The sequence below is a fragment of the Providencia sp. PROV080 genome (assembly GCF_033688105.1).
In the GTDB taxonomy this organism is placed as follows: domain Bacteria; phylum Pseudomonadota; class Gammaproteobacteria; order Enterobacterales; family Enterobacteriaceae; genus Providencia; species Providencia zhejiangensis.
The window spans coordinates 2,002,651-2,022,815 of sequence record NZ_CP096346.1; the positions used below are offsets into that span (position 1 = coordinate 2,002,651).

Consider the following 20,165-nt stretch of genomic DNA (forward strand, 5'->3'; position numbering starts at 1 on the left):
GGAAGGTAATTAAAGCATCATTTGGATAATCGCGTTGATGATGACGCCACCAATAATCAACCATGCAAATAGGATCAGCGCCATTAATAAAGGTTTAATACCTGCTTGACGTATTGCGCTAACGTGTGTGGTGAGGCCGAGTGCTACCATTGCCATTGCTAATAATACAGTATCTAAAGTAATAATGTGTTTCACGATGACTGTAGGTAATAAATCAAAGGAATTAAATGCAGCCACTAAGATAAAAATCACCGCAAACCAAGGAATAGTAATTTTGCTTTTTTGTGTATTTTCACCGTTAGTGACGATTGAACGACGGCTTAAATAGGCGGATAAAAGAATTAAGAAAGGCGCTAACATCATGACACGAATCATTTTTGTAATGACGGAAGCATTTTCAGCATCAGGACCGATAGTATGGCCGATAGCAACCACTTGAGCGACTTCATGGACTGTTGAGCCTACATAAATGCCAAAAGTATCTTGTGTTTGGGTAAACCAACCGAAATGTGCGTTAAGCTGATAAAGCCATGGGTATACAAAAATCGCAATAGTACCGAAAATGACCACGGTAGACACTGCAACGGCAACTTTACTCGCAGAAGCCTTTACGACAGGCTCTGTCGCCATTACCGCCGCAGCCCCGCAGATACTACTACCCGCGCCGATTAAAAAGGTCGTTTCATCATCGAGCCCAAAGACTTTTTTACCTAACCAGAAAGCCAAGAGGAAAGTGGAGGTAAGCGTTAAAGCATCAATGAGTAGCCCTGTGGCACCCACATCGGTGATTTGTTGAAAAGTTAAGCGAAAGCCATACAGTATGATACCGGCTCGTAAAAAATAGTGTTTGGCAAACTTTATACCGTTATCACAACGTGCACTCATCACAGGGTAAACGGTGTTACCCACAATAATACCTAAGAGGATTGCGAGAGTTAGCGCCCCTAAACCCACATCAATAAACCATTGCTGTTCACCAAGAAACATCGAAAGAGCGGTTAAGATCCCCGCTAAAATAACACCTGGAATTAGCTTGAGAGCGGGATGACTTGTGCTCTGTACTAATGTTTTTGTATTGCTTTTATCCATAACTTTACCTTCTGTTACTACTGATACCCATTAACAAAAGCTGCTAATTATGGGTATAGATAATTTTGGAATAAGCATATAACAAAACTTTTAATAATTTAAATTGATTGTTTGTATATAATCAATCTAAAAAACAGGTTATAAGTTTCTTCTGGTAAGTTGGTAATAAATCATTAATATTAACAATATTATTACAAACTCAAGTGAACAATGTGGGAGCTACCTGTATGCGAATAACACTTAGGCAACTCGAAGTATTTACGGAAGTACTGAAAAGTGGCTCCACCACGCAGGCATCTCAGTTACTCGCTTTGTCACAATCAGCAGTGAGTGCTTCTTTAACTGATCTGGAAGGGCAACTCGGAGTGCAACTTTTTGATCGTGTTGGTAAACGTCTTGTAACGAATGAGCATGGACGGTTATTGTATCCAAAAGCGCTAGCATTACTTGAACAAGCCCTTGAAGTTGAGCAACTCTTTAAAAAAGAGATGGGGGCTGTGCGCCTTGCCGCCAGTACCACTATCGGCAACTATATGCTACCGCCTTTGTTGGCAGAGTATCGTCATGATCACCCCACCATCCCACTCGAGCTGAACATTAGTAACACGGAAGAAGTTATCAAATCGGTAATGGAATTTCGTGCCGATGTCGGGTTAATTGAAGGGGTATGCCATAGCCCAGAATTAATCACAGAGCCATGGTTAAAAGATGAGCTAGTTATCTTTGCTGCACCAAATAACGCTTTAGCTGGCAAGCCGTTAACATTAAAAGAGTTGCGTGATGCCCCTTGGGTATTACGTGAACGGGGTTCTGGAACGCGTGATGTCCTTGACCAGCTTTTGTTTGCTCATCTCCCTGGTTTTCATATTTTCATGGAACTCGGAAATTCCGAAGCGATTAAGCATGCCGTACGTTTTGGTATGGGAATTAGCTGTTTATCAAGGCGTGTTATCGATGAACAACTGGCAAATGGTTCTTTAGTTGAGCTACAAGTTGCCGATCTGCAATTGCAACGTACACTGTATTTGATTTATCACCGTCAGAAACATTTATCGAACGCGATAAAAAATCTATTGGCATATTGCAAATAACATATTGAATATTATATAAAAATATAGGGTTTATATCAGTGTTATGCCAAATGCGATGACTATTTGAACAAAGATTACCTTCATTCAGTATAAGTGTTTTACTAATAATTCTGTGTGGATTATGAAGGTATCTTATAACAGCTAAGAGTTACTTAGTTCTGACAGGATGTTTTGCTAGAATTCTCTTAATATTGATTAAATAAAGAAATACAGGGAACAGATGTCAGAACAACATACCACTACGGTACAAAGTAGCGGACCTCAAAAATTACGCCGCGAGTTAAAAGCCCGCCACCTAGCAATGATCGCTATCGGTGGTTCGATTGGTACAGGCCTTTTCGTTGCATCTGGTGCGACCGTCGCACAAGCTGGCCCCGGCGGGGCACTTCTTTCTTATGCGATTATTGGTTTAATGGTCTATTTCTTGATGACCAGTTTAGGAGAACTTGCGGCTTATATGCCAGTCTCAGGCTCTTTTGCAACCTATGGCGCTAAGTATGTCGATGAAGGATTTGGTTTCGCATTAGGCTGGAACTATTGGTATAACTGGGCTGTCACCATTGCCGTTGACTTGGTTGCTGCGCAACTTGTGATGACCTATTGGTTCCCAGACACCCCAGGTTGGATTTGGAGTGCGATCTTCTTAACCATTATCTTCTTGCTGAACTATATCTCAGTAAAAGGATTCGGTGAGGCAGAATATTGGTTCTCTTTAATTAAAGTTACCACGGTTATTATTTTCATTGTTGTTGGTGTGCTGATGATTTTTGGCATCATGAGCGGCGCTGAAAATGCAGGGTGGCACAATTGGGAAATTGGTGACGCTCCTTTTGCGGGGGGATTCTCTGCGATGATTGGTGTTGCAATGATCGTCGGCTTCTCGTTCCAAGGAACGGAATTGATCGGTATTGCAGCAGGTGAGTCACAAGATCCCGCGAAAAATATCCCTAAAGCGGTGCGTAAAGTTTTCTGGCGTATCCTTCTATTCTATATCTTTGCGATTTTAATCATTAGTTTGATTATCCCTTATACTGATCCAAACTTACTGCGTAATGATGTTAAAGATATTAGTGTCAGCCCGTTCACATTGGTCTTTGAGAATGCAGGGTTACTATCGGCAGCAGCGGTAATGAACGCCGTTATTTTGACCGCGGTATTATCGGCGGGTAACTCAGGGATGTATGCATCGACGCGTATGCTGTATACCTTAGCGCGTGAAGGAAAAGCGCCACGTATTTTTGCTCGCCTTTCAAAAGGCGGCGTGCCACGTTATGCCCTAGTTGCGACAACGGTGATTGCTGGTTTGTGTTTCTTAAGTTCCATGTTTGGTAACCAAACCGTCTATTTGTGGTTGTTGAATACTTCCGGTATGACAGGATTTATTGCTTGGTTGGGGATCGCGATTAGCCATTATCGTTTCCGTAAAGGTTATATTGCGCAAGGTAAAGATCTCAAGGATTTGCCTTACCGTTCAGGCTTCTTCCCAATTGGACCTATTTTTGCTTTCGTGCTTTGCTTAATCATTACGTTAGGGCAAAACTATCAAGCATTTTTAGAAGATAAGATTGATTGGGTAGGGGTGACCGCGACGTATATCGGTATTCCATTATTCTTAGCAATTTGGTTTGGTTATAAGATTGTCAAGAAAACCTCATTCATTCGCTATAAAGACATGGATTTCCCAAGCTATCGCGAAAATTTGAATAAATAATTAAGATTGCGTTGGCAGCCAAAGAAAGAGCTAACCTAGTTATAGGTTGGCTCTTTTTTTATGAGCTTGAGAAGCGATATCAAATGGTCATCTTTTGAGGTGTAAGAAAACGCGCGTTCTTATGACTGACTTACGACGGGTCGTGAAATGAGTAACAAGCCATCGTCGTTTGGATAGCACAAGGAAGAGGTGTTTAGCCTAATGGCACTGAAAGTAGGGTTGCCCAATTGTCACTAAGTGCTTGGGTGATAGAGTCAATATTTGGTCCTTTTTATTCTTATTTCATAAATGAAAATATTAATTTTCAATTAATTAACAAAAAGTTCGTGTAAGATCACACTTCAATACCAATATGGAATTAAATTGGCAATCGTATTGATAAGTATTCTTATTTGCTTTATTGTTATGGCACAAAAAATGGGGATAAAGAGGTACGTTGTGAAGTTGATGATGAAATCGTTAGGGAAGGGGATGGGGTTAGCTTTATTTGCAAGCTCAATGTTGAGTGTTAGCTTCCATTCTCTGTCAGCAACAGTGACAGATGTTGCTGGGCGGACTGTTGAAGTTCCTGACAATGTGAATCGCATCTTACTTGGTGAAGGCCGTTTATTGAGTGCGATAGCCTTACTTGAAGGTGACAAACCCCTTGATAGAATCGTTGGTTGGCAAGGTGACTTACGTAAACTTGACCCACAAACTTACGCGACCTATAAAGCAAAATTTCCTCAAATCGATAATATCCCCCTGATTGGCAATACAAGTGCAGACAGCGTCAGTGCTGAAAAAGTCTTAACACTTAACCCTGACATTGCCATTTTTGGTCTATCTGGTCATGGTCCCGGTAAAAATAGTGAATTGGTGAACCAGCTTGAAAAAGCGGGGGTGCCTGTTGTTTTTGTCGATTTTAGGGATAACCCATTACAAAATACCTTGCCAAGTATCCGCATGCTTGGGAAAGCATTAAATCGCGAGCAAACAGCAGAGAAATTCGCTGATTTTTATGAAAAAAATCAAAAGTTAGTGACTGATATCACCAGTAAGATCCCTGAAGATAAAAAACCAACGGTATTTATTGATCTACGAGCAGGTGCTTTTGAAGACTGTTGTGGAACCGCAGGCAACGGAAATATGGGCAATTTTATTGATCTAGCGGGTGGTAAGAATATTGCTAAAGAGGTGTTACCGGGGGCTTTGGGTAACATGAATCTTGAAAAAATTATTGCGGTAGATCCTCAAATCTATATTGCAACAGGTGCTAAAGCACCGGGAAGTCAGGATGTTGGCGTGCAGTTAGGTGCACAAGGCACCATCGAAGAAGCGAAAGCAAGCCTGAAAAAAATTACTGAACGCAAGGGGATTAGCTCATTATCTGCCGTGAAAGACGGTAAAGATTATGCGATTTGGCATAACTACTATAACTCACCCTATAACGTGCTAGCGACTCAGGTGTTTGCGAAATGGTTTTATCCAGAACAGTTCGCTGAACTTGATCCACAAAAAACGTTAAATGAATTGCATCGTCAATTCCTTGCCGTTGAGCCGTCAGGCGTTTATTGGGTCAGTGAGAAGTAAAATTTTGTAGGTAATTATAATAATGAGTCTTACTACCGAGACAATGTCAACTGTTAAGCAGTCAGTTCAAGAAAGTGATAATGGTGTAAAACAACATTATCAACACATGTTACGACGTCGAATTGCATGGATAGCCGTTATCATCGCTGCAATTTTATTGTCACTGGTTATTGATTTTACCTTAGGTCCATCAGGTTTATCCTTAGAAAAACTTTGGCAGACGCTTATCTCTCCGGAATCTGTTGAAGCAGGTACAAGAGTGATTGTGTGGGATATTCGCCTGCCGTATGCTCTGATGGCTGTGGTTATTGGTATGTCACTTGGCCTTGCTGGGGCTGAAATGCAAACCATCTTGAATAACCCATTAGCCAGTCCATTTACACTGGGGGTGTCAAATGCTGCGGCATTTGGTGCGGCATTAGCTATTGTTTCAGGTATTGCTATCCCAGGTGTACCTGATCAATGGGTCATTTCTGCCAACGCGTTTATTTTTGCGTTGTTGGCGGCATTGATGCTGGATGCCGTGACCCGCTGGACACGTGTTGCAACGTCAGGTGTTGTGTTATTTGGTATTGCACTGGTATTCACGTTTAACGCACTCGTATCCATGATGCAGTTCATTGCGACAGAAGATACGCTGCAAGGCCTAGTGTTTTGGACAATGGGAAGTTTATCCAAAGCGACATGGGTAAAACTGGGTGTAATGGCATTAGTCTTCGCATTGATTTTCCCTATAGCGATGATGAGTTCGTGGAAACTGACAGCGTTAAGACTCGGGGAAGATCGCGCAATCAGCTTTGGTATTGATGTACGTCGTTTACGTTTAACCACGTTACTTCGTATCAGTATTCTGTCTGCTTTAGCCGTGGCATTTGTTGGGCCGATTGCCTTTATCGGTTTGGTCGCTCCACATATTGCAAGACTCATGTTTGGTGAAGACCATCGTTTCTATTTGCCGGCAAGTGCATTGATCGGTGCATTAGTTTTATCAATGGCGTCTATTGCATCTAAAAATATTATACCGGGTGTCATTATTCCAGTTGGAATTGTCACGTCATTGGTTGGTGTTCCGTTCTTCCTTAGTATTATTTTGCGTCATAGAGGTAACGTGTCATGACAGATGGCCTGATTATTGATCAATTTAATGCAGGTTATCCGAAAAATCCTGTGATTGAAGGGTTGAGCACACATGCTTTACCTAGAGGCAAAATAACGGTGCTGTTAGGGCCGAATGGCAGCGGTAAATCAACCTTATTACGTTCGTTGGCCGGATTAAATAAATCAACGGGACAGTTATTGTTAGATGGGGTGGATTTAACAAAACAGAATTTTGCTCAGCGAGCTCAAAATGTGGTGTATTTACCACAAAGCCTGCCTGCTGGAGTACATCTTTATGTTTTAGAGTCAGTGATTGTTGCTCAAAGAGCGTCAGGCGGACTCAGTAATGAAAATAGTCAAGATGAAGTGATGCGTTTATTACGCCAATTAGGTATTGAACATTTAGCATTAAGTTATTTAGACCAATTATCTGGTGGGCAAAAACAATTAGTGGGTTTGGCACAATCATTAATTCGTCAGCCTAATTTATTGTTATTAGATGAGCCATTAAGTGCATTAGATTTAAATTATCAATATCATGTAATGGATTTAGTCGCGAAAGAAACAAAACGACGTAATATTATTACGGTGGTAGTGGTGCATGATATTAATATAGCCTTAAGACACGCTGAGCATGTTTTAATGCTAAAAAAAGGTAAGTTAATTGCTCAAGGAGAACCTGAGGACGTCATTACGCCAAGCAGCTTAGCCGATGTCTATGGCGTGCGTGGTCGTATAGAGCGTTGTTCGCAAGGTGTGCCACAAGTCCTTATTGATGGGTTAGTTGAGAAATTAGCGAGTTAATTTTATAAGTCTTAAAGATGTCTATTAAATAATATCAATAGGCATCTTATAGACAAGTAAGATGATATTTTGAAATAGTAATTAATTATAGAAAATTTATGAAAAACAGTAATAACCGTAAATTTTCTATAGGTAATTGATATTATCTAATAATCAAAAAAATAATAACAGTAAGTATAAGGTTATATACCTGAATATTGAGCTGATGTCATATCAATAAATTCAAATCAAAATTATCTCTTGGAGAGTTGGGAATGGTAGTTTTTAATAAAAGAAAAATTGCAATGAGTATTATCGCAGCAATTACAGCAGCACCTGCATTTGCGGATGATAGCAAGGATACCATCATGGTGACCACCGCATCTGGTTTCCAACAGAAAATCGAAGATGCGCCTGCATCGATTTCAGTGGTGACTCGTGAGCAACTTGAAAATAAAGCTTACCGTGATGTCACGGATGCACTGAAAGATGTTCCAGGTGTTCTTGTAACTGGTGGTGGTAGTAGCTCCGATATTAGTATCCGTGGTATGGATGCTAAGTATACGATGATTTTGATTGACGGTAAGCGTGTTGATACGCGTACAACTCGACCAAATAGTGATGGGTCTGGTATTGAGCAAGGTTGGTTGCCACCACTGCCTGCTATTGAACGTATCGAAGTTGTTCGTGGTCCTATGTCTTCTCTTTATGGTTCAGATGCGATGGGCGGGGTCATTAACATTATCACTCGCCGTGTGCAGCAAGAGTGGACGACAAGTTTACGTGCAGATACGACAATTACTGAACGTAGAGATTCAGGAAATACAGGACAAGGCAGTTTCTATACTTCTGGTCCACTGATTGATGGATTATTAGGCGTGAAACTTAACGGCCAATATTCACATCGTGGTGAAGATAAAATTATTGATGGTTTCGGTCGTCAAATCATCGCAAGTGGCGGTGGAACACTTTCATTAACACCAGATGAAAAGAATACCTTTGATTTGGATTTCAAAAAAGATAGTCAGCATAGGGATTATCGTGAAGGCTATACGTATAAAGAAGGTGACAGTAGCAGCTTTAGTAAATATGAGATGACCCATACAGCATTAACTCATACAGGGGTTTATGACCTAGCTAACACTGATACTTATATTCAATACGATGAAACTAAAAACCCAACTCGTAAGATGAAATTTGATGATCTCGTCATACGTAATCAAAGTGTATTCTTAATTGGTGATCACAGCTTAAGTTTAGGCGGTCAATACCGTAAAGAAAAATTAGAAGCAGGTGATAATAAATTTGCACTAAACAAACTTGACCGCTATAGCTGGGCACTGTTTGCAGAAGATGAATGGTTAATGACTAATGACTTTGCATTAACTGGCGGGATCCGTATGGATAAAGATGAAAACTATGGTTCTCATTGGACTCCTCGTCTTTACGGTGTTTGGCATGCAGATGACCAATGGACCATCAAAGGTGGTGTATCTACTGGTTATAAAGCACCTGACTTACGCCAATCTTCCGCAGAATGGGGACAATCAACGGGTGGACGCGCAGGTAACGCGGTTATTTACGGTAACCCGAATTTGAAACCGGAGAAAAGTGTTACAGAAGAGATCGGGGTTATTTGGAATAACCAAGACAATATTACCGCCGGAATCACGATCTATAATACAGATTTCAAAGATAAAATTACAGAAGTGAGACGTTGTGATAATAGCAATGCGAATATCAGAGACTGTACATTAGATGATGGTATTGGTGATAATGGTAAACCGTATCGTTTTGTTAGCGATCGTGCAAACGTGGATAAGGCAAGAATGCGTGGTGTTGAATTAACATTCAACTGGGGAATTCTGGATAATTTAGCCTTTGCTGCAAACTATACTTACACTGATACAGAGCAAAAAAGTGGTGTCAATAAAGGTAAGCCGTTAAACAAACAACCTAAACATATGGGGAATGCGACGTTAACATGGGATACCACAGAAGAGTTGCAAACGTGGACTCGTATGAATTTCCGCGGTAAAACGTCTGATTACCAAGGCCGTGGTGAAAGCATGAATAACGGTACAGCATCCTATGCACTGTTTGATTTAGGCGCAAGCTATAAGTTGAATAAGAATGCAAACATTGTTGGTGGTGTTTATAACATTCTTGACCGTCGTATTGATTCGACAAACTATGGTGCTGAATTAGAAGGTCGTCGTTACAATATTGGTATTAACTATAACTTCTAATCGATACAGTAATTGACTGATTGAGGCCTTCTTATCTTGATTAAGAAGGCCTTATTGTTTTTAGGATAAATACACATAAAAAATGCCTTTTAATCGCTAATTTTTATAGAAAAAACTAAGTTATTAGCGCATGCAGCAAAATCTGGGAATTTATCAAAAATTCTCATTAAATATTGGCCGTTTTTTTTACAATAGCTATTGCTATTTCAGCAAGTGAAGTGCAAAATGCGCGAACTAAAAAAATGACTGATACCTTAATTCTGGTATCGGTTTTTTTTTGCTTGTTAAGTTCGAACTATTTCGCGGGGCCGGATAATAGGCCGGATAGATAAATTTATATTTTTACGTGTAGCAAAGAAAATATGCTACCGATTTGAGGAATGCTTGCATGGCTTACTTTTTCGCATTCGCAGCAGGGCCTGGTGGCCGTGGTTGCCGCATTGATGACTACGGAGCAGTTGGTTGCTTCGCAACTTCACCATTCAACCTTTCATCGTTCTTTTCTGCCTATAGGCAGATGCAAAGTCTTCCCAGTAACTGTCGATTAAGTAGGTCAAATAATACTCAATCGAAAGTTATGGGAGGGCTTTATCATGCCAAATAATTCAACGCCATTATCCATCGGTAGCAACCAAACAGGTGCCAACAACCGTGTTGAACTAGCAAAAACACTCACCTTATTACAAGTGGTGATGATTGGTCTTGCTTATATTCAGCCAATGACGATTTTCGATACATTTGGCATGGTATCGGATAAAACCGGTGGTCACGTCCCGACTTCCTATATTATTGCACTTGCTGCGATACTATTTACTGCGCTGAGCTACGGTAAACTGGTCAAACGTTTTCCATCTGCTGGCTCAGCGTATACTTATGCTCAAAAATCAATGAGCCCACATATTGGCTTTCTGGTAGGATGGACCTCGTTGCTGTCTTACATCTTTATGCCAATGATCAACATATTATTAGCGAAGATTTATTTACAAGACATCTTCCCAACCGTTGAACCTGCTATTTTTGTTGTGGGATTAGTCATTTTAATGACAGCGGCTAACTTACGTGGCATCAACGTTATTGCAAACCTAAGTACCGTGATCGCAATTATTCAAGTAGGGGTAATGGTTGTCTTTACCTTTATCGTTATTCATGGTGTATCTAACGGTGAAGGGACGGGAGAGGTGTGGACCTTCCGTCCATTTGCTGATGAGCATACCGAACTTATCCCTTTGATTGCAGGAGCAACGATACTCTGTTTCTCATTCTTAGGTTTTGATGGATTAAGTTCGCTATCAGAAGAAACGCCAAATGCAGGTAAAGTGATCCCGCGCGCTATTTTCTTAACCGCATTAATCGGTGGGATTATATTCATTACAGTATCATTTTTCTTGCAGCAGTTTTTCCCTGATGTTTCACGCTTTAAGAACATTAATGAAACTCAGCCTGATATTATGAGATTTGTTGCTGGTGCATTTTTCCAGTCAATCATTTTGGTTTTCTCATGTGTTACAGTATTGGCTTCAGGAATGGCAGCTCATGCAGGTAGTGCTCGCTTGATGTACGTTATGGGGCGTGATGGTGTATTCCCTGAGAAAATTTTTGGTCACGTAAGTCCAAAATGGCGTACACCTTCTTATAACGTCCTGATGGTAGGGGTGCTAGCACTCGGCGCTATCTGGTTTGAGATGGATTTCGCCACGGCATTGATTAACTTTGGTGCATTGATTGCCTTTACCTTTGTGAATATCTCCGTGATCAGCCAGTTCTTTATTCGTGAACGCCGTATCAATGGAATTAAAAACATTCTAAATTATTTGATATTACCTGTTATTGGTACACTAACGGTATGTGTACTCTGGTTAAATATCGAAGAAGATTCAATGGTATATGGCTTAATTTGGACCGCGGTAGGCCTAGTTTATATGGCTATCTTGACGCGTATGTTCCGTCGACCAATGCCTCAAATGAGTGATTATTAATTGAGTCAATAGAATAAAAAACAGCGCTTTTAAGCGCTGTTTCAGACTGCTGACAAAGTCCTAGCTTTTTAGTTAGGACTTTGATCTAATGAGGTTAGTATAAATAATGAGCTAACCGATATGCTAAAAGCGCCTTCTCCTCAACAATATCAGTTCGAAACCATCACCCTTGATGAGCTCGTTCCTGAAGACCACCTTGTTCGTAAAGTTGATGCTATTATGGACTTCGAATTCATTCGCGATGCCGTTGCTCATCTTTATTGTCCTAATAACGGGCGACCTGCGATTGACCCTGTTCGTCTCATTAAAATGATGTTGTTAGGCTATCTGTTTGGGATCCCATCAGAGCGTAAACTCGTTAAAGAAATCCAAGTCAATATGGCGTATCGTTGGTTTTTACGCATGGGGTTGACGGAGAAAGTGCCCGATGCTTCAACATTGAGTCAAAATCGTATTCGTCGATTTAATGACAGTGATATTTTCCAACAGATATTTGACCATGTCGTTGAACACGCCATTAATGAGGGGATGGCGAATGGGCGAGTCCTTTATACCGACAGTACCCACTTGAAAGCTAACGCGAACCCACGCAAAGCCATTAATGAAGAACGCCCCATTGCGCCAAGTGAATATATTGAACAACTCAATATGGCTGTCGAAAGAGACCGGAAAAATCACGCAAAAAAGCCGTTACCCGACGCAAAAAAATCCAACGAAAACAGCGCCGTCAAAAACACTAAAGTGAGTACCACTGACCCTGAAAGTGGTTTTATGCATCGGGACAATAAACCCAAAGGCTTCTTTTATCTTGACCATCGTACTGTTGATGGAAAACACGGTATCATTATGGATACGCACGTCACCGCAGGTAATGTGCACGATAGCCAACCTTATATTGGCCGTTTACAACGCCAAATTAGCCGTTTTAATCTCAATACGGTAGCCGCGGGTGTCGATGCGGGTTACTTCACTGCACCTGTGTGTCATCTTGCGAAAGAAATGTGTATCGCGCTTGTTCCGGGTTATCGGCGTCCCAATAAAGGGCAAAATGCATATCAAAAAAAACACTTCCACTATGATGCAGAGCGAGATGTGTATGTGTGTCCCGCGGGAGAACTTCTCACTTACAGTACAACCGACCGAAATGGTTATAAGCATTACAAATCAAACCGTCAGCAGTGCCAATACTGTGAAAATCGTTCATCTTGTACCCAAAATCAGAAAGCAGAAAAAACGGTAACCCGACATGTCTGGGAAGAGGCAAAGGAATGGTCGAATGCGTTAAGGCTGAGTAAATGGGGGAAAAAAGTGTATGCAAGGCGAAAAGAGACCGTAGAAAGAAGCTTTGCCGATGCGAAACAACATCATGGTCATCGCTATGCGCGGTTCCGTGGGTTAAATAAGGTGCAAATGCAGTGCTTATTAGCGGCGGTAGCACAAAATATGAAGAAAATGGCGCTACTGGCGCTTCTTTTTTATATTTTGGGGCAGGTTAAAGGTCAATTAGCCTTATATAGAACGAAATATAGGGCACGACAAATATCGTCGATGGGATTTTAGAAAAATATCGCGATCGCGACCTTCGGTCGCTCAAACAATAAACCCCATGCTAAAAACATGGGGTTCGTCATCAATCTGAAACAGCGCTTTTAAGCGCTGTTTTTTTATGTATAAATCAATGCACTTATCTGTCTTTCCCGCAAATTTATTCAACAACTAATCGTAAAACTGCATTAATATCCCAAACTAAAACTTTTCATAATGTGGTATGGTGAGTAGATCACTATAACATGACAAGCTATTCACAATTTATTGATAATCATCCTGACAAGAAGGCGTAGAAATGAATGCAGTAAACAGCCCTGAAAATCAACGATTATTGCTTACATTGAAAAATATTGTAGGTAAAAAAAATATCCTGACTGAACCGCACAAAACGGAACGTTATCGTAAAGGTTTTCGCTCGGGTTTCGGTGATGCTATTGCAGTCGTCTTTCCGACAACCTTATTAGAACAATGGTATGTCTTCAAAGCCTGTGTTGAAGCTGACAAAATTGTCATTATGCAAGCAGCTAATACAGGCTTGACCGAAGGTTCAACCCCCAGCGGTTACGATTATGACCGTGATATTGTCATTATCAGCACACTAAAATTAAATCAGATTCAAGTATTACCTGAGTTTAACCAAGTCGTTGCTATGCCTGGAAGTACGTTATATGACCTTGAGAAATTATTAAAACCATTAGGTCGTGAGCCACATTCACTGATTGGGTCATCCTGTATTGGTGCTTCTGTTGTTGGAGGGATTTGTAATAGCTCCGGAGGTTCATTAGTACGTCGGGGGCCAGCCTATACCGAGTTAGCGCTGTATGCTCGTGTCAACGAGGAAGGTAATGTTGAATTAATTAATCATCTAGGTATTCATTTAGGTGAGACACCAGAAGAAATATTAACGAATTTGCAAAATCGACGTTACCGCACAGAAGATATCGAACTGAGTGAAAAACTGGCTTCAGATCACGAATATGCAGAACGAGTGCGTGATGTTGATGCGGATACACCATCACGATTTAATGCGGATGAACGACGTTTATTTGAAGCGTCGGGTTGTGCCGGTAAATTAGCTGTTTTTGCTGTGCGTCTTGATACTTTCCCCGCGGATACCTCAACACAGGTATTTTATATTGGCTCCAATAACCCAGACGTACTCGAAGATATTCGACGCCATATTTTGAGTGAATTTAAAAACTTGCCTGTTGCGGGTGAATATATGCACCGTGGCTGCTTTGATATTGCCGAAGTTTACGGTAAAGATACTTTCTTGATGATAGATAAGTTTGGTACAGATAAAATGCCGCTCTTTTTTACCATCAAAGGGCGCATTGATGCGGTCTTGAATAAAGTGCCATTGTTACCATCCAATCTGGTAGACCGTACAATGCAAGCGCTAAGCAAGCTATGGCCATCTCATTTACCACCTCGTATGAAACAATTCCGCGATAAATATGAGCACCATTTAATGCTGAAAATGGCAGGCGACGGGATTGAAGAAGCGAAGGTGTGGCTAAAATCATTCTTTGCAACGGCGGATGGCGATTATTTCGAATGTACGGCAGAAGAAGGAGCAAAAGCGTTTTTACATCGTTTTGCTGCGGCTGGCTCTGCTGTGCGTTACCATGCGGTTCATAATAAAGACGTAGAAGATGTATTACCATTGGATATTGCTTTACGTCGAAATGATCGTGATTGGTTTGAAAAATTACCACCAGAAATTGAGAAATTGTTAGTGCATAAACTGTACTGTGGCCACTTTATGTGTCATGTCATGCACCAAGATTATGTATTGAAAAAAGGGGTTGACCCTAAAGAGTTAAAAGAAAAAATGTTGGCCTTGTTAGATGAGCGCGGGGCGCAATATCCAGCTGAGCATAATGTCGGTCATTTATATAAAGCTCAGCCTCAGCTGAAATCATTTTATAAACAAGCGGATCCGACTAATACCATGAATCCTGGTTTAGGTAAGACCACGAAACGCAAACATTGGGAAGGGGATTGTGGCTGCCCACATGACCACTAACTGAGCGTTATTGATTAGTTGGGCAGGTAACCTGCCCAACTATTATTAGCTTGCTAAATCAGCGGCGTAATTGACGAGCGCTTTTAATTGCTTACAGCGTTCAACATCCTCTTGGTGTTCTACCATCAATAATTCAATGGATTGCATGTATTCCATTAACCGGCTTTCGGTAAAGTACTCCCTGCGGTGCTGCAACCAGCGTTGTTGCTCTTCATATGAGAGAATGCTTGGATAATTACGTGCTTTATAGCGAAAGAATAACGCTTTCATCCGTGGATCTTCAAAGGTTAGATCAAGGGCTGGTAGGTTTTGTGGCGATGTTTTTCGAATAATTTCCATGGTAGCGCGGTCAGCACTACTAAAGAAACCACTATAAAGCTTAGCATCGACATCGTCAGGTTCATCGAATGGTTGAGCTTGAGCAAAAATTTCAATGACCTTATTACGGATGTCAGGATGTTTGCGTAAAATTTCTAAGTTACGGAAACAGATGTCACGATCAATGCCTGTTCGCTCGGCATCTTCGTTACGCAACGTTTTAGCGGGAGCAAGTATTGGGCACTTATTGATATGCACTAGCTTTATCGGCACGGGTAATGCATCACCTAATTCACTTTTTGGCGTATACAGGCGTTCACGAAGCTGATCGACAGTTAAATTGATGAGGGGTGAAATATCAGCGGATAAATCACACATAATAACCGCATTACGATTATCAGGGTGCCATGCTAGCGGTGCGACAAGGCTAACATAAGAACGTAATGCGCCAAACATACCGGAAACATGCACTAATGGAGTCATTTCGACAATATCAATTAATTGGCTAACTTTGTTTTTATTTCTCAATTGATAGAAATAATCAAACATTCTCGGTTGCGCTGCTTTGAGTCGCTTAGCCATATTGATTGTTGCTAGAACGTCAGACATAGCATCATGAGCATTTTCATGGGCAACGCCATTAGCTTTAGTAAGGTGTTCAAGACGCATACTCGGCAGTCCATCCTCATTTTCAGGCCAATTAATGCCTTCTGGACGAAGTGCGAAGCAAGCACGTAATGTATCCAATAAATCCCAGCGTGAGTTATTTTGTTGCCAGCTATAGGCGTAAGGGTCGTAAAAATTACGATAAAAAATATGACGAGTGACTTCATCGTCAAAACGAATATTGTTGTAGCCCATGATACAGGTGTTCGGCTGGCTAAATTGATGATGAATACGTTTCGCAAATTCAGCTTCATTAACCCCTTGGGCTAATGCTATTTGCGGAGTAATACCTGTGATCATCACGGCTTCAGGTTGGGGGAGATAATCATCTGATGGGGCGCAATAGAAGACTTCTGGCTCATCAATGATGTTGAAATCGAGATCTGTTCTTACACCCGCAAATTGTGCTGGGCGATCAAGTGCAGGGTGCTTGCCAAAGGTTTCATAGTCATGAATAAAAAATGTAGGCTGTTTTTTAGTATCTTGCAACGTGATTCTCCGTTAGCCTTAGTGCTATTTTAGCGATGAAAATAATTTGTGATGGCTATCTACAGAAAATATACGCTAAAAGCGGTATGTCACAATACTGCTCAGAAGGAACACTGTAACTTCACACTACACAAATATTTTATGGCCTATCATACCTGATACGTGACAAAACCTGAACCTAAGCTATCGTCGGCTCTGCAAATCAGAGAATGTTAATCACTGTATTAACTTTTAATTTATATCTCAGTTATCGACGCTTTATTTTTATTTATCTTTTTGATTTTAAATGCAATTAATAATAAAAATTTGTTTTTGGAAATTTAAAAAGTCGGTAAATCAGCGTAAAAATATGCGTAAATGCGGTTTTTTTGATCTATTATTTTTAAGGTCATAGACAAAAAAGGAACGTATGATGAATACATATGATGAAAGAACGCGCTTAATTTTAGCTGAAATAGGTCGAGTCACATTGAGGCTGCTGGCTAGCGATGGAGTGACTAAACAGGGTATCGTAGATAAATTGAAAAATGATGCAAAAGAAGAAGATAACCCGGCTCGCAAAAGTATCCTTGATGATGCCGTCAACTACCTTAATAGCCAAATCTAGATAACACGAGCCCTCAAATGAGGGCTAGGGATAGTATCGCCTGCGTTTTCCTTGATATTCTCTAACATATCGGAACCATAATAAAAGCAATGCCACCGTTAGGTGTAAGTCATTCAGCTAGTTTTAGTGATCTATTTCACAAAACATAATTGTTAACGTTAACATTTTGTGCTTAACATCACAATATAACGGTGAATCAGTAGTCTATTAAGAATGTTAACCTTAACATTTTAGTTAATTAAGGGAACGTGTAGGCAAAATTTTAATGAATAGTGAATCGAAAAAATATTATGCTTCATTGAGTGCGCTGCTGTTTTTTTTCTTCTTTACTTGGTCATCCACATTTTCTGTTGTTGCTATTTGGCTTCGAAAATATGTGGGTTTAGAAGGCACGGATACAGGAATAATTTTTTCTTGTATTTCAATAGTTGCACTTTGTGCCCAACCTCTTTATGGCTTCTTACAAGATAAACTCGGCTTACGCAAAAATTTACTGCTATTCATTGCCGTATTATTAATATCATCTGGACCATTTTTTATGGTATTTGGTCAATTACTACAATGGAATGTGGTCGTTGGCAGTTTGATTGGTGGGTTATTTATTGGTATGACTTTTCATGCAGGGATTGGCGTACTCGAGTCTTATACTGAGCGTATCAGCCGACTACGCGATTTTGAGTATGGCAAAGCAAGGATGTGGGGGTCATTAGGATGGGCTGTTGCCACATTTTTTGCTGGGCGCAATATTAATATCGATCCTAACTATAATTTTATTATGGCCATGGTTTCCGGTGGATGTTTCTTCGTTATTCTTTTAAGGCTAAAAACCGCAAAAGCCAATGCATTTAACGATTTAGAACATGGTAAGCCTTCAAATATTACCATCAACGATGCCTTGCAATTATTTGTCCTTCCACGGTTTTGGGCGCTGATTCTATTTGTGCTGGGTACTTGTATTTATAGTGTTTATGATCAGCAATTTATGGTTTATTTTGCGCATCAGTTCCAAGACGAAAAAACCGGTAATGAAATGTATGGCTACCTGAATTCATTACAGGTTTTCTTAGAGGCTGGGGGAATGTTTCTTGCGCCATATATTGTTAATCGTATAGGTGCTAAAAATGGTTTGTTGTTTGCGAGTAGTGTCATGGCGTTAAGAATCATTGGTTCCGGACTCGTTGACGGCCCGCTTATGATTTCTATTATGAAACTCCTACATGCTGTTGAGTTACCGATATTATTGATCGCCATTTTTAAATATAACAGCCGCCATTTTGATAAACGTCTATCTTCTACCCTATATTTAGTTGGATTTAGTTGTATCACCTCAATTGTTGCCAGTATTCTGTCGCCATTAGCCGGGTGGGGCTATGATAAAATTGGTTTTGCGGAGACTTACTTAATCATGGGTGGCTTTGTGGTAATGACAACCATATTGTCTGTCTTCTGTTTACGTAGCGACAAAATGGAGCCTGTTGAGCAAACTGTCAATTTACAAGAAAACCATTCGGAAACATTAACGCAAAAGGTTTAACTGAAACAATTCAGCCTATTGATAGCATTCATTGAGTAAAAATGCCATTTTCTCTGTTTTTATATCAATGAATATGTGAAATAGGGTTGTCACATAAGGCTGTTAGAAGGTATTGTGTTATATCTATCGTAGTTTTAGTTGTATGTTAGCTAGCAATATCCAGTGGGTTGGAATAGCGAATATGATCGATGTTCATCGAATAGCCTTATGTGTTGCTGACATATCACTCGAATTATTTAGGGTATAGAAATAAATGCGTTTTGTTTTTCTAACAGAGGGTTTTTAAACATGGACAACGCTAGCAAGCCGTCTTTCCAAAATGTGTTGGAATTTGTGCGTATGTATCGTCGTAAAAATAAAATTCGCCGTGAAATTACGGATAATGAAAAGAAAATTCGTGATAACCAAAAACGTGTTTTATTGCTTGATAACCTGAGTGACTATATTAAGCCAGGTATGACGATTGAGGAAATTCAAGCCATTATTGCGAATATGCGCAGTGACTACGATGACCGCGTTGACGACTATATTATTAAAAACGCAGAGCTTTCTAAAGAACGCCGTGAGATCTCGAATAAACTCAAAGAGATGGGCGAGCTGAATAAAAAAGACGTCAAATAATACCGTATGAGAGCCGAGTTTAACTCGGCTCATTTGATATTGGCCTTAGCGCCAATTCGGCTGCAAATCGGGGTCAATAACCGCATATACTTGCTGGTAGCTATGTTTATCATCCACAAGATTTGCGAGTAACATCGCCACATCTTCTCGACTGACAACACCATGAGCTTCGCCTTTGACTAGCTTGGCGTTATAAGTCGCTGCTGTATTCATTAAGCCACCCGGTCTTAAGATAGTGTAGTTTATCTCACTTGTTTGCAAATAAGATTCAGCCATGGTTTTTTGGCGAACTGACTGACCAAAAAGTGATTTTGCTCTAGGGGATAAGGTTGACCAACTGTCACCACAACCGATTGACGTGACAAGTAATAAACGACTTATCTGAGATTGTTCTGCCTTGCGGATGATATTGTAGTTACCGTAAAAATCGGCTTGGCCACCGCCTATCGTAGTAAAAATAATGCTATCGGTTGTTGTGTCAGCGAAAAGAGACTCTAAAGAGGCGATATCAGTGGCATCACCAATAAAGGCTTGCATGCCTGCTGCTGCTAATGTTTCAGCATCTACTTGATGACGAACTAAGACGGAAACGCGGTGACCCTGAGCAACGCCCCATTTTGCTAATAACAGACCAATACCTTTTGTCGCACCAAAAATTACCCAATGAGCCATGTCATTTTCCTTGCGGTAATATTCATTAAATAGGAATGTGATGGTTTAGGTTGGTATTATTAACAATGCATTAATATTTATCTACAAATAAAAAAAGCCCTGCAATTAGCAG

The 20,165-nt window shown here is 40.4% G+C and carries 15 protein-coding genes; 12 read left to right on the forward strand and 3 right to left on the reverse strand.

Annotated elements, in window-relative coordinates; genetic code table 11:
• Nucleotides 1-9: 9 nt before the first annotated feature.
• A complete protein-coding gene (locus tag M1F03_RS08725; RefSeq protein WP_251464040.1) occupies nt 10-1,089 on the reverse strand; it encodes a YeiH family protein in 1,080 nt (359 codons plus the stop codon).
• A 227-nt stretch (nt 1,090-1,316) separates the two neighbouring features.
• Here M1F03_RS08725 and yieE point away from each other — a divergent pair, with 227 nt between their 5' ends.
• From yieE to dld, 9 genes are all read left to right on the forward strand, one after another.
• On the forward strand, nt 1,317-2,180 hold the full coding sequence (gene yieE / locus M1F03_RS08730; protein ID WP_154624863.1) for a DNA-binding transcriptional regulator YeiE: 864 nt from the start codon (nt 1,317-1,319) through the stop codon (nt 2,178-2,180).
• 220 nt (nt 2,181-2,400) lie between these two features.
• A complete protein-coding gene (locus tag M1F03_RS08735) occupies nt 2,401-3,891 on the forward strand; it encodes an amino acid permease (RefSeq protein WP_154624241.1) in 1,491 nt (496 codons plus the stop codon).
• A 471-nt stretch (nt 3,892-4,362) separates the two neighbouring features.
• Nucleotides 4,363-5,463, forward strand: a complete 1,101-nt coding sequence (locus M1F03_RS08740; protein ID WP_230085770.1) for an ABC transporter substrate-binding protein — start codon at nt 4,363-4,365, stop codon at nt 5,461-5,463.
• A 22-nt stretch (nt 5,464-5,485) separates the two neighbouring features.
• On the forward strand, nt 5,486-6,580 hold the full coding sequence (locus M1F03_RS08745) for a FecCD family ABC transporter permease (RefSeq protein ID WP_154621898.1): 1,095 nt from the start codon (nt 5,486-5,488) through the stop codon (nt 6,578-6,580).
• Complete coding sequence (locus M1F03_RS08750; protein WP_196713194.1) at nt 6,577-7,365, forward strand: ABC transporter ATP-binding protein; 789 nt, start codon at nt 6,577-6,579, stop codon at nt 7,363-7,365. Before M1F03_RS08745 ends, M1F03_RS08750 begins: the two co-directional genes overlap by 4 nt.
• A 254-nt stretch (nt 7,366-7,619) precedes the next feature.
• A complete protein-coding gene (locus M1F03_RS08755) occupies nt 7,620-9,593 on the forward strand; it encodes a ligand-gated channel protein (RefSeq protein ID WP_196713193.1) in 1,974 nt (657 codons plus the stop codon).
• Between the two features lie 593 nt (nt 9,594-10,186).
• Nucleotides 10,187-11,569 carry an APC family permease gene (locus M1F03_RS08765; protein WP_154624459.1) on the forward strand — a complete coding sequence of 461 codons (1,383 nt, stop codon included), beginning with the start codon at nt 10,187-10,189 and terminating at the stop codon, nt 11,567-11,569.
• Nucleotides 11,570-11,689: 120 nt separating this feature from the next.
• Nucleotides 11,690-13,129, forward strand: a complete 1,440-nt coding sequence (locus M1F03_RS08770) for an IS1182 family transposase (RefSeq protein ID WP_251464042.1) — start codon at nt 11,690-11,692, stop codon at nt 13,127-13,129.
• 283 nt (nt 13,130-13,412) lie between these two features.
• Nucleotides 13,413-15,146 carry a D-lactate dehydrogenase gene (dld, locus tag M1F03_RS08775; protein ID WP_154624458.1) on the forward strand — a complete coding sequence of 578 codons (1,734 nt, stop codon included), beginning with the start codon at nt 13,413-13,415 and terminating at the stop codon, nt 15,144-15,146.
• A gap of 45 nt (nt 15,147-15,191) precedes the next feature.
• Here the strand turns inward: dld and sbcB are convergent, their stop codons facing one another.
• Nucleotides 15,192-16,619, reverse strand: a complete 1,428-nt coding sequence (gene sbcB, locus M1F03_RS08780; RefSeq protein ID WP_154624457.1) for an exodeoxyribonuclease I — start codon at nt 16,617-16,619, stop codon at nt 15,192-15,194.
• Between the two features lie 412 nt (nt 16,620-17,031).
• Between sbcB and M1F03_RS08785 the strand changes: the two genes are divergently transcribed.
• From M1F03_RS08785 to tmaR, 3 genes are all read left to right on the forward strand, one after another.
• A complete protein-coding gene (locus tag M1F03_RS08785; protein WP_272661276.1) occupies nt 17,032-17,226 on the forward strand; it encodes a hypothetical protein in 195 nt (64 codons plus the stop codon).
• A 265-nt stretch (nt 17,227-17,491) separates the two neighbouring features.
• Nucleotides 17,492-18,760 (forward strand): MFS transporter, encoded by a 1,269-nt coding sequence (locus M1F03_RS08790; RefSeq protein ID WP_251464044.1) that lies wholly within the window; start codon nt 17,492-17,494, stop codon nt 18,758-18,760.
• A gap of 288 nt (nt 18,761-19,048) precedes the next feature.
• Nucleotides 19,049-19,381 carry a PTS system regulator TmaR gene (tmaR, locus tag M1F03_RS08795; RefSeq protein WP_154624455.1) on the forward strand — a complete coding sequence of 111 codons (333 nt, stop codon included), beginning with the start codon at nt 19,049-19,051 and terminating at the stop codon, nt 19,379-19,381.
• Nucleotides 19,382-19,426: 45 nt separating this feature from the next.
• On the opposite strand, the gene M1F03_RS08800 is transcribed toward tmaR, so the two are convergent.
• Nucleotides 19,427-20,053, reverse strand: a complete 627-nt coding sequence (locus M1F03_RS08800) for an NAD(P)H-binding protein (protein ID WP_196713191.1) — start codon at nt 20,051-20,053, stop codon at nt 19,427-19,429.
• Nucleotides 20,054-20,165: the final 112 nt, after the last annotated feature.

Coding starts and splice junctions, on each gene's coding strand:
- M1F03_RS08725 (WP_251464040.1), bottom strand. CDS start 1,089: ATGGATAAAAGCAATACAAAAACATTAGTACAGAGCACAAGTCATCCC.
- yieE (WP_154624863.1), top strand. CDS start 1,317: ATGCGAATAACACTTAGGCAACTCGAAGTATTTACGGAAGTACTGAAA.
- M1F03_RS08735 (WP_154624241.1), top strand. CDS start 2,401: ATGTCAGAACAACATACCACTACGGTACAAAGTAGCGGACCTCAAAAA.
- M1F03_RS08740 (WP_230085770.1), top strand. CDS start 4,363: ATGGGGTTAGCTTTATTTGCAAGCTCAATGTTGAGTGTTAGCTTCCAT.
- M1F03_RS08745 (WP_154621898.1), top strand. CDS start 5,486: ATGAGTCTTACTACCGAGACAATGTCAACTGTTAAGCAGTCAGTTCAA.
- M1F03_RS08750 (WP_196713194.1), top strand. CDS start 6,577: ATGACAGATGGCCTGATTATTGATCAATTTAATGCAGGTTATCCGAAA.
- M1F03_RS08755 (WP_196713193.1), top strand. CDS start 7,620: ATGGTAGTTTTTAATAAAAGAAAAATTGCAATGAGTATTATCGCAGCA.
- M1F03_RS08765 (WP_154624459.1), top strand. CDS start 10,187: ATGCCAAATAATTCAACGCCATTATCCATCGGTAGCAACCAAACAGGT.
- M1F03_RS08770 (WP_251464042.1), top strand. CDS start 11,690: ATGCTAAAAGCGCCTTCTCCTCAACAATATCAGTTCGAAACCATCACC.
- dld (WP_154624458.1), top strand. CDS start 13,413: ATGAATGCAGTAAACAGCCCTGAAAATCAACGATTATTGCTTACATTG.
- M1F03_RS08785 (WP_272661276.1), top strand. CDS start 17,032: ATGAATACATATGATGAAAGAACGCGCTTAATTTTAGCTGAAATAGGT.
- M1F03_RS08790 (WP_251464044.1), top strand. CDS start 17,492: ATGAATAGTGAATCGAAAAAATATTATGCTTCATTGAGTGCGCTGCTG.
- tmaR (WP_154624455.1), top strand. CDS start 19,049: ATGGACAACGCTAGCAAGCCGTCTTTCCAAAATGTGTTGGAATTTGTG.
- M1F03_RS08800 (WP_196713191.1), bottom strand. CDS start 20,053: ATGGCTCATTGGGTAATTTTTGGTGCGACAAAAGGTATTGGTCTGTTA.